Source organism: Bifidobacterium sp. MSTE12 (assembly GCF_000513015.1).
Classification (GTDB): domain Bacteria; phylum Actinomycetota; class Actinomycetes; order Actinomycetales; family Bifidobacteriaceae; genus Bifidobacterium; species Bifidobacterium dentium.
On the sequence record NZ_AZYA01000034.1, the window covers coordinates 64,868 to 74,615 of the forward strand.

Here is a 9,748-nt window from a genome sequence, read left to right on the forward strand (position 1 = left end):
CTTTCGCGGATTCCGCAACGAGAACATGGGGGAGTGTTGCCGCCGCCTCTCCTAGACGACGGTCGGCACGAACCGCGCACAGGCCCTGATCAGCAACTCCTTGCGGTCATCTGGCACGTCCAACGCGTCGATGATGCTTTTCGAGGCGTTCCATAGATTACGAATCCGACCATGGGAACGTTCGATGGCTCCTGTTGACGCAAACAGCGTGATGGCCCGTCTCACCTGTTCCTCGCAGCGGGATGGCGCTTCCCACATGCCGATAAGCTCCGCACGTTCCGGCTCGTCGGCGCCGCTGAGGGCGTCGGCCAGCAATACGGTACGCTTGCCCTCACGAATGTCTCCGCCGACAGGCTTGCCGGTGTTGAGACTTGAGCCGATCACGTCCAGCAAATCGTCCGTAAGCTGGAACGCCAGACCTAACGGCAGGCCGATCGACATGGCAAGGTCGCGAGCGGCGGAGGCATCCAATCCTGCGGCGAGCATGCCGAATTTCAAAGGGGCGATGGTGGTATAACTGGCGGTCTTCCAACGGAACACGTTCAATGAGGCACGGACCAGTTCCTCGGGATCGTCCAGCGGATTCAACTCCACGGCAAGATCCAGCACCTGTCCGATCTCCACCTCGCGATGCATGGTCAGAAACGCGCCGACCACATCATCGGAACGTGATAGGCGACGTGCCGCACGGTTGGCGATATCCACGCTGGATGTCGCGAGCATGTCTCCCAACATGATGCCCAGGCCACGTCCTATCGCATCGCTATGCGTGCCGGAAGCCAGTGCCCGATGCGCGGACGGCCTGCCGCGGCGCAAATCGGAGTCATCAATGATGTCGTCGTGCACCAAGGCAGCGGTCTGGAACACCTCAACCGCGCAGGCCAGATCCAACACTGCGTCGAAATCGGCCTCCTTAGCGGCATCGGCGGCGAATGCGCGGAAGGAATCCAACGTCAGCAACGCGCGCAACCTTTTGCCGCCTTCGCTGGACGTGACCGCCTGACGGGCCACCGCATCGGCGACGTCTTTGCAGGAGGAAGCCACCGCATCGTCGGCATGCGGCGTGACGAAATCCTTCACCAATTCGACAATGCGGGACTCGATCTGTTCCAAATCCGTGGAGCTACTCATACCTTCAGTTATCCACAGCCTTTCGACAAGAGCGAATCTCAATATTCGCAACGCCTGCCACGGAAAAAACCGTTACGAAACGCCGAAGGGCGCATCCTCCGACCACAGGGGCGGAAAAAGAACGGATGAAGCCGTGCGATACGGCATAGTGCCTTCCAAGGGCCTGTTAGGACCCGAAAACCGAGAACGACCGAGGAGGTTCATGACATGGACGGTGTGAACGATGGCAACGATGGCAGGAAGTGCGGGTATGGGCAGGAACGTGGCCCATGTTCGCGCGTGCAGGAGCCGCGGACATCACGAACGGGCGACGGCGAACGCCCCATGCCATTTTCCGAGCGGGAACTGGACGCCACGGATCGAATACTTCGTGAACATTGCAGGGAGCAGGGTATGTATGACGCCATTCGCATGTATTTGCGGGAGCCACTCGATCATTGGATGGAGACGCTACGGTGCGGAGGCGATCTCGGTCGGACGGACATGGCCGCGCTCGCGGTCGGTATGAGCCGGACCCTGGCCATTCGTGATGCCCTGTTGATCTCGATCATCATCGATGAGGAACGTTGCCCGCGTGAGTTTCTGCTCGACTTCGCTTCACGGCCCATGCTGCCGCGCAATGCGCGTCGTCTGGAGGAGTTGCTCAGCGCATCGTTCCATGATGCCGCCACGCATCCCGATATGGCGCGTTGTGGCCGTGGCATTGGCATGTTGCTCGATATCATCGCGATGGTGCCGGAGTCCTACCATGTGCAGCCGCTGGCGGTAATCAGTTACGTCCTGTGGTGGCTGGGAGACGATCGCGCCATGCCGTGCGCGATGCGCGCCCTCGCGATCGATGAGGGGTGTTCGCTGGCAGCGATAGTCTGCTCGGCCGTGCATCGGCATGTCGGTCCGGCGTGGATCGGTGAAACCATAGGCGACACACCGTGAGTCGGATGAATGGCGCTGGGGGACTTCGCCGATTGGGGAATAATCGTCCTTGGAAGATGGTTTACTCACATAGTTGACGATTTGCCCTTGCCAGAAGTGGGCCCGTGTGGTATATGCTTCCGGCAGGATCATGCAGGAGGATAAGTTTGGCCACTAAGGAAACGACGGCGAGCACTGAACAGGCTGATCTGACCGATAAGACCACCTCCACGAAGAAAGCCCCCTCGCGCAAGGCCTCCACCAAGAAAGCTGCGGACAAGAAGACCCCGGCCACGAAGACCCCGCGTAAGACTACCGCGAAGAAGAAAGCTCCCGCCAAGAGGCAGGAGGAGCCGATCGAGGACGAAGATACCCTTGATGGCGAAGAGGATCAGGTCGATGAGGCCGATCTCGACGATTTCGACGATGATCTCGACGACGTCGACGCGGAAGACGATGAGGCCGATCTCGACGAGGATGAGGAATCCGAGCCTGAAGATGACGAGGATGAGGACGACGAGGAACGCAAGAAGCCTGAGGAGCCCAAGGAAAAGGGCGCTTTCGTCGTGCGAGATGATGATGACGACGACAATCTGACTCCGTCCGGCAACCCGAAGCGTCGTGTAATCGCTGCCGGCGCCACCGCCGATCCGGTCAAGGACTACTTGAAGCAGATCGGACGCGTAAGCCTGCTGAATGCGGAACAGGAAGTCGACCTGTCCGAACGTATCGAAGCTGGCCTGTATGCCCAGCATCTGTTGGACACCGAGGCCAGTCAGATGGATTTCAAGCGTAGGCGTGAGCTCAAGTGGGCGGCGAATGACGGCAAGAAGGCCAAGGACCATCTGCTGGAGGCCAACCTTCGACTGGTGGTGTCGCTTGCCAAGCGTTACACCGGCCGTGGCATGTTGTTCCTCGATCTGATCCAGGAAGGCAACCTGGGCCTGATTCGTGCCGTCGAGAAGTTCGATTGGAAGAAGGGCTTCAAGTTCTCCACCTATGCGACGTGGTGGATCCGTCAGGCCATCACCCGAGCCATGGCCGATCAGGCCCGCACCATACGTGTGCCCGTGCATATGGTCGAGGTCATCAACAAGCTGTCCCGTGTGCAACGTCAGATGCTGCAGGATCTGGGTCGTGAGCCTACGCCGGATGAACTGGCGCGCGAGCTCGATATGCCTGTCGAGAAGGTGCAGGAAGTGCAGAAGTACGGGCGTGAGCCGATTTCGCTGCACACCCCGCTAGGTGAGGATGGCGATTCCGAGTTCGGCGATCTGATTGAGGATACCGACGCCATCGCACCGTCCGATGCGGTCGCCTTCTCGTTGCTGCAGGAGCAGTTCAAGCAGGTGCTCGAAACCCTGTCTCCGCGTGAAGCCGGCGTTATCAAGATGCGTTACGGCTTGGAAGACGGCCAGCCGAAGACATTGGATGATATCGGCCGTGTGTACGGCGTGACCCGTGAACGTATTCGCCAGATCGAGTCCAAGACCATGTCGAAGCTACGCCACCCGTCCCGTTCGCAGACGCTGCGCGACTTCCTGGATCAGTGATTCGAACGGAAAAACGTATGGACGAAGTCGGGAAATCCCTGAAAGAAGTGGATTTCCCGACTTCTCTCGTGTAACCGACACAACCGTGGAATGAGGAGTATGGCCAAGGATAATTACGGCGCAGGCAGCCTAACCGTGCTGGAAGGTCTGGACGCGGTGCGCAAGCGTCCGGGCATGTACATCGGCACGACCGACAGCCAGGGTCTGATGCACTGTCTGTGGGAGATCATCGACAACTCCGTCGATGAGGCCCTTGCCGGTGCCTGCAACCATATTGTCGTGACGTTGCATTCCGATGGTTCCGTCGAAGTCGCCGACAACGGCCGTGGCATTCCCGTCGACGTGGAACCGAAAACCAAGCTTACCGGCGTGGAAGTGGTGCTCACCAAGCTTCACGCCGGCGCGAAGTTCGGCAATTCCTCCTATGGCGCTTCCGGCGGTTTGCATGGCGTGGGCTCTTCGGTGGTCAACGCTTTGAGCTCCCGACTTGACGTCGAAGTGGATCGTGACGGCAAAACGCATCACATGTCGTTCCACCAGGGACATCCCGGTGTGTACGCCGATGCGGATCCGGAGCATCCGTCTCCCGATTCGCCGTTCAAACGCACGCGCAAGAACCGTCCGACCGAGTTGGAGATCATCGGCAAGGTCAGTCCGAAGACCACCGGTACCCGTATCCGATATTGGGCCGATCCGGAAATCTTCAATGACACCGCCGAATTCAGTTATGAGCAGCTTATCGACCGTGTACGTCAGACCAGTTTTCTGGTACCGGGACTGAAAATCACCGTCATTGACGAGAATATTCCCGAAACCGGTGACGAATCCATCGACGAAATGCGGGAGATCGACGTACCGGCGGACGGAACGTCGGATGCCGTGGTGGACGCTACGGACGAGGTGGACGATACGGATAATATCGGATCGGCGATCGAAGGCTTCGATGAGGTAGCGGTAGACAATGCCGACGAAGTTGAGAGCCCAGAGAACGCTACCGGTGATGAGCAACCGGAGCAACCGTCGCAACCGGCGCGACAGCGCTACGGTCACGCGCGTGTCGAGGAATTCTGCCACAACGGTGGGGTGAAGGACTTCGTCGACTTCCTCTCCAAAGGCGAGGCGGTCTCCGACATTTGGCGCATCACCGGTGACGACACTTATGTCGAGGAGACCCAGGCCGTAGGCGAAGGCGGCGAACTGCACGCGCAGAAGGTCACCCGCGACTGTGCCGTCGATATCGCCATGCGTTGGACCGACGGTTACGACACCACCATGCGCAGCTTCGTGAACGTGGTCGAAACTCCCGGCGGCGGTATGCATGTGGATGGTTTCCTGCAAGACATCACCAAACAGATCCGCAAGGCCGTGGAGGACAACGCACGCAAGCTCAAGGTGAATCTCAAGGATTCCAACATGAAGGTCGAGCGCGACGACATCATGGCCGGCCTCGTGGCCGTGGTGACCGTACGTATCGCCGAACCCCAGTTCCAGGGGCAGACCAAGGATGTGCTGGGTACCGCGCAGGTCAAACCGATCGTCACCCGCATGACCGACAGGCAGTTCGGCGAGATGATCACCGGTTCCAAGCGTGGCTACAAGGAGCAATCCGGCCGCGTACTTGAAAAGATCGTCGGTGAGATGCACGCCCGCATTCAGGCGCGTAAGACCAAAGAGGTCACCCGCCGTAAGAATGCGCTCGAATCCGCTTCCATGCCGCCGAAACTGTCTGATTGCCAACCGGGCAACGATGATGTGGCGGAACTGTTCATCGTCGAGGGCGATTCCGCATTGGGTACCGCCAAGGCCGCACGAAACTCCGGTTTCCAGGCGTTGTTGCCGATTCGAGGCAAGATTCTCAACGTGCAGAAGGCCTCACTGGCGCAAATGCTGTCGAACAAGGAATGCGCAGCCATCATTCAGGTGGTCGGCGCGGGTTCCGGGGCCAGTTTCGATATCGAGCAGGCACGATACAACAAAATCATCATGATGACTGATGCCGATGTCGATGGCGCGCATATCCGCATTCTGCTGCTCACGCTGTTCTACCGCTACATGCGTCCACTCATCGAGCACGGTCACGTGTATGCCGCCGTTCCGCCATTGCATCGCATCGCCCTGACCGGCGCGCATAAGGGCGAGTACATCTATACCTATTCCGATGACGAGCTGGCCGGCAAACTTTCCGAGCTCGAGCGCAAACATATCGCCTATAACGATGACATTCAGCGCTACAAGGGCTTGGGTGAGATGGATGCCGACCAGCTCGCCGACACCACCATGGATCCGCGTACGCGCATGCTGCGCCGTATCCGCATGGAGGACGCCGAACAGGCCAACGAGATCTTCAGTCTGCTCATGGGCGATGACGTGCCGCCGCGCAAGGCGTTCATCGTCGAGAACGCCGATGATTTCGACCGTTCCAAGATCGATACCTGATCGTCGTCCGGTCCGGTTCCGCCGCATCGGGCATGCCGGTGGACACTGAAATTTTCCCGAACGATAATGCAAGCCACTGGTTACCGATCGGTAGATAGATGTGTCTAGAATACTAGTCGAGAAAACGTTGTCGTAACCGTATGCCGCCAAAGGAGACGAGATTGGTCAATCTCCTACTTGCCGTAATCTACGTGGCCTTCATCAGCCTTGGTCTACCCGATGCCGTACTTGGTGCCGCATGGCCCACCATGAGTACCGATCTGGGCGCTCCCGTATCATGGGCGGGCGGCATTTCCATGGTCATTTCGGCAGGTACCATCGTCTCCGCATTGATGTCGGATCGTATGACCCTGCGATTCGGCGCCGGCAAGGTCACCGCCATATCGGTGGCATTGACCGCACTGGCCCTGTTCGGATTCTCCATGGCCCCGAGCTATTGGGTGCTGATCCTGTTCGCCGTTCCATATGGCCTCGGTGCCGGCGGCGTGGATGCGGCCCTCAACAATTATGTGGCCATCCATTACGAAAGCCACCACATGAGCTGGTTGCACGCCATGTGGGGTATTGGTGCGCTGACGGGCCCATACATCATGGGATATGCGTTGAATGCGGGACAAGGCTGGTCATGGGGGTATCGTTACATCTCCATCCTGCAGATCGTCTTGACGGCCATATTGATTTTCAGCCTGCCGTTATGGAAACAACGGGTTCCGCAACCGCAAAGCATTGAGACGGAACCTTCGGCAGACATCACTGAGCAATCCGCCGCCGAAGGGCTTGCCCAGGAGCCATCTCGCGAACCACTTGGCATTCGAGGGGTGCTTGCCATCCGCGGCGCACGCGAGATTCTCATCATGTTCTTCTGCTATTGCGCACTGGAACAGACCGCCATGCTATGGGCCAGCAGCTACATGGCACTCGGCAAGGGCATCGACAAGACCACGGCGGCCATGTGGGCCAGTCTGTTCTGCATCGGCATCACCGTTGGTCGTTTGCTGAGCGGTTTCGTCACCATGAAATTCAACGATCCGACCATGATTCGCATGGGGCAGGTCCTTGTGTTGCTTGGCGTTGTGGTCATGTTGCTACCGTTGCCGCAGCATCTTGGCACCATTGTCGGTCTGATGGTCGTCGGACTCGGCTGCGCGCCGATTTATCCGTGCGTCATCCACTCCACGCCGACGTATTTCGGCGAAGACAAGTCGCAGGCCATCGTCGGCATGCAGATGGCCTGCGCCTATGTCGGGTCGATGTGCATGCCGCCGGTGTTCGGCCTGATCGCACAGCATGTCACCATCACCTTGTTCCCGTGGTATCTGGTCGTTTTCCTTGTGCTCATGATCGTCATGCATGAATCCCTGCGCAGGAAGTGCGGCGGTCAACGAATCGGCTGAATCGATGCGACTGTACCAAAGCCGTGGAATGCGTTGTAGGTTTCGCATATCCAGTAGGGATTGCTGAAGCCAAGCGCCACATACCAGACGATGAACAGCGCGACGAGCGTTGCGATCAACGGAAGGCGCTGCACTTTCAGTCGGACCAGGCACAGCAGGATCGCGACTGCCAGTAGTGCGATGAACGTCATCGAGACATAGCGCAGCCATGTCAACCCGTATGCGTCAATATACAGGCCGAGGCGCAACGCCGCAGAAACGAGCATGATGGCGGTCTCCGTCATCAACGCGATCAGCGAGACCGTCAGTGAGCGTGTGCACGGCGTGAAGGTGAGCGCAACTGCGAAGATGGTCAGATTGATCGCCGTGACCGTCAGCAGCTGGAAGAAGCCGCTGCGCGCGTAGTCGCTGTAGGTCAGTCCGTCAGGCAATGCGATAGAGCCGTTCATGAACAATCCCGCGAACAGAAAGCGGAATTGCACCACGCAGAACAACGCGTATACGAGTAGTGTCATCAACAATACCACGATGGTCGTTGTCGTGCCCAATGTGATGCGGCGTTCCGGGAGTGGCGATGCGGGCTTGCCATCAAGTCCGATGAGCAGCGAGCACAGGAACGGCCATGGCAGAAGAACGATGGTCGCATGAAGGATGAAATCCGTCGGGTCGATGTGCCCGAAAACGTTCGCCAGCTCATATCGGAACACAAGGTCGGCGTCCGCCAGCAGCGGGACGATCGCCAACAGCACGGGAATCGAAACAAGCAGGGCCATGCCGATTTCGCGGGCTTTCGAGCGCTTTCCCGATGCGGTGGCGAATCGGGCGAACAGGATTGCACATGGCTCGAAGAAACCTTTCAGCTTCACGAATGGCTGTATGAACCAGCCGGTGATCCAGCTCCACGCGACTTGGAACGGGTGCCGCACGTCATATTGGCCGTTGACCAGTTGGCAATGCAGCATCAGCAGGGCGGGCTGGGCCAATGCCGTGGTCAATGCATATTCCAGATTGTTCGAGTATGACCATACGGACGAGAACAGCGCTTCCCATATGCCGATGGCGATGATGCTTCCTGAGACCAGCCAGACGAGCGGACGCTTGCGGGCGGTCCGCCAGTGCAGCGCGGTGAGCGCCGTGGTGCATATCACCCAGAACAGCGGCACCGCGTAGCCGGACAGCCATGTTGGGGTGATGTCGCAGACCAGCCGGTCGAAGACGAATGTGATTGCCAGCGCCACGCAGATGGTGACAATGGTGCGTTGGGTGATCGGTCGGCTCGCCATCTCCCGCCGCCTGGTTGTGGGATCCACCTCCGGCTTGACGTTCTGCGGGCCGGATGCGGCAGGTAGGGGATTGGCCACCGGTTGTGCCTGGGATTGAAATGCCGTCATGCGGAGCCTTTCGGTGATGGTACGTAGTGTGTATGGCGCCATCGTAAGCTATCGAAAAACGATAGGAATATATCGATGGACTTACTTTCACAAGATTTGCATATCGAGTTTCGATAGATTATTATCGATATTCAAAAATAGGATGGGAGATCTGTCATGTCGGATCGTTTGGTATGCCGTTGCGGGGTGATTGGTGCGTTGCGTGTGCTGATCATACTGTTCGCCGTGTGTTGTTTGGGATTGCAGATAGGTCTGTTCGTGGTTGCGTGCGGCGTCGCGGCCGCGCACCCCCATGCCGATGCGTTGCATTGGCTGTACGTGATCGATGGTGCGCTGATGGTCGCCTGCTTCGAGATCGCGCTGATTCCGTTGTGGCGATTGTTGACCCTCGCCAGGCGGCGCGATGTGTTTTCCGGCGAGGCGGTGCATTGGACGAACGGTATTCTTGCGTGCGCCGGAGCCGAGGCCGTATTGGTGGTCCTGCTGATGCTGTCTCAGATCTGGATGTCGCCTTCGATGTTGTTGGCCGATGTATTGGGCGTCGAACGGGATCTGGTGCGATTCGCCATATTGGGCGCAGGTCTGGTTTCCTTGCTGCTGATTGCCGCGTTCGAGCTGCTGATGCTGGTAATGCGCTCATTGCTGATGCAGGCCATCGAACAGCGTGATGAGTTGGCGGCGGTGATTTGATATGGCGATTCGTGTGAACCTCGATGTGATGCTTGCCAGACGCAAGATGAGCGTCAACGAGTTGGCCGAGGCGATAGGCATCACGCCGGTCAACGTTTCGGTGTTGAAGAACGGACGGGCCAAGGCGATTCGATTCTCCACGCTTGACGCCATCTGCCAGACGCTGGGTTGTCAGCCCGGCGATGTGCTTGAGTGGGTCGACGACGATAAGGGCTGACGTCTGTGACTGATGTCATAATCG

At 58.5% G+C, this 9,748-nt stretch carries 8 protein-coding genes; 6 read left to right on the forward strand and 2 right to left on the reverse strand.

Going from position 1 to position 9,748, the window contains the following annotated elements; translation table 11 throughout:
* Window positions 1–51 precede the first annotated feature (51 nt).
* Entirely contained in the window at window positions 52–1,131 is a 1,080-nt protein-coding gene (locus HMPREF1494_RS06905) for a polyprenyl synthetase family protein (RefSeq protein ID WP_034521362.1), read from the reverse strand.
* 393 nt (window positions 1,132–1,524) lie between these two features.
* On the opposite strand from HMPREF1494_RS06905, the gene HMPREF1494_RS06910 reads away from it, so the two are divergent.
* The 4 genes from HMPREF1494_RS06910 (at window position 1,525) to HMPREF1494_RS06925 (ending at window position 7,426) form a co-directional block, all read left to right on the forward strand.
* Window positions 1,525–2,064: a DUF4192 domain-containing protein gene (locus tag HMPREF1494_RS06910; RefSeq protein WP_231495362.1), complete on the forward strand. Its 540-nt coding sequence runs from the start codon at window positions 1,525–1,527 to the stop codon at window positions 2,062–2,064.
* 146 nt (window positions 2,065–2,210) lie between these two features.
* Entirely contained in the window at window positions 2,211–3,596 is a 1,386-nt protein-coding gene (locus HMPREF1494_RS06915) for an RNA polymerase sigma factor (protein ID WP_003839652.1), read from the forward strand.
* Window positions 3,597–3,695: 99 nt separating this feature from the next.
* Window positions 3,696–6,032, forward strand: a complete 2,337-nt coding sequence (locus HMPREF1494_RS06920; protein WP_034521366.1) for a DNA gyrase/topoisomerase IV subunit B — start codon at window positions 3,696–3,698, stop codon at window positions 6,030–6,032.
* 161 nt (window positions 6,033–6,193) lie between these two features.
* Window positions 6,194–7,426 (forward strand): MFS transporter, encoded by a 1,233-nt coding sequence (locus tag HMPREF1494_RS06925; protein ID WP_171843688.1) that lies wholly within the window; start codon window positions 6,194–6,196, stop codon window positions 7,424–7,426.
* Here the strand turns inward: HMPREF1494_RS06925 and HMPREF1494_RS06930 are convergent.
* A complete protein-coding gene (locus tag HMPREF1494_RS06930) occupies window positions 7,411–8,817 on the reverse strand; it encodes a DUF4153 domain-containing protein (protein ID WP_231495363.1) in 1,407 nt (468 codons plus the stop codon). The two genes, HMPREF1494_RS06925 and HMPREF1494_RS06930, sit on opposite strands and share 16 nt — an antisense overlap.
* Window positions 8,818–8,973: 156 nt before the next feature.
* Here HMPREF1494_RS06930 and HMPREF1494_RS06935 point away from each other — a divergent pair, with 156 nt between their 5' ends.
* Window positions 8,974–9,507 carry a DUF2975 domain-containing protein gene (locus HMPREF1494_RS06935; protein ID WP_034521376.1) on the forward strand — a complete coding sequence of 178 codons (534 nt, stop codon included), beginning with the start codon at window positions 8,974–8,976 and terminating at the stop codon, window positions 9,505–9,507.
* A 1-nt stretch (window position 9,508) separates the two neighbouring features.
* A complete protein-coding gene (locus HMPREF1494_RS06940) occupies window positions 9,509–9,724 on the forward strand; it encodes a helix-turn-helix domain-containing protein (RefSeq protein WP_003841491.1) in 216 nt (71 codons plus the stop codon).
* The last annotated feature ends 24 nt before the right edge of the window (window positions 9,725–9,748 follow it).

Coding starts and splice junctions, on each gene's coding strand:
- HMPREF1494_RS06905 (WP_034521362.1), bottom strand. CDS start 1,131: ATGAGTAGCTCCACGGATTTGGAACAGATCGAGTCCCGCATTGTCGAA.
- HMPREF1494_RS06910 (WP_231495362.1), top strand. CDS start 1,525: ATGTATGACGCCATTCGCATGTATTTGCGGGAGCCACTCGATCATTGG.
- HMPREF1494_RS06920 (WP_034521366.1), top strand. CDS start 3,696: ATGGCCAAGGATAATTACGGCGCAGGCAGCCTAACCGTGCTGGAAGGT.
- HMPREF1494_RS06930 (WP_231495363.1), bottom strand. CDS start 8,817: ATGACGGCATTTCAATCCCAGGCACAACCGGTGGCCAATCCCCTACCT.
- HMPREF1494_RS06935 (WP_034521376.1), top strand. CDS start 8,974: ATGTCGGATCGTTTGGTATGCCGTTGCGGGGTGATTGGTGCGTTGCGT.
- HMPREF1494_RS06940 (WP_003841491.1), top strand. CDS start 9,509: ATGGCGATTCGTGTGAACCTCGATGTGATGCTTGCCAGACGCAAGATG.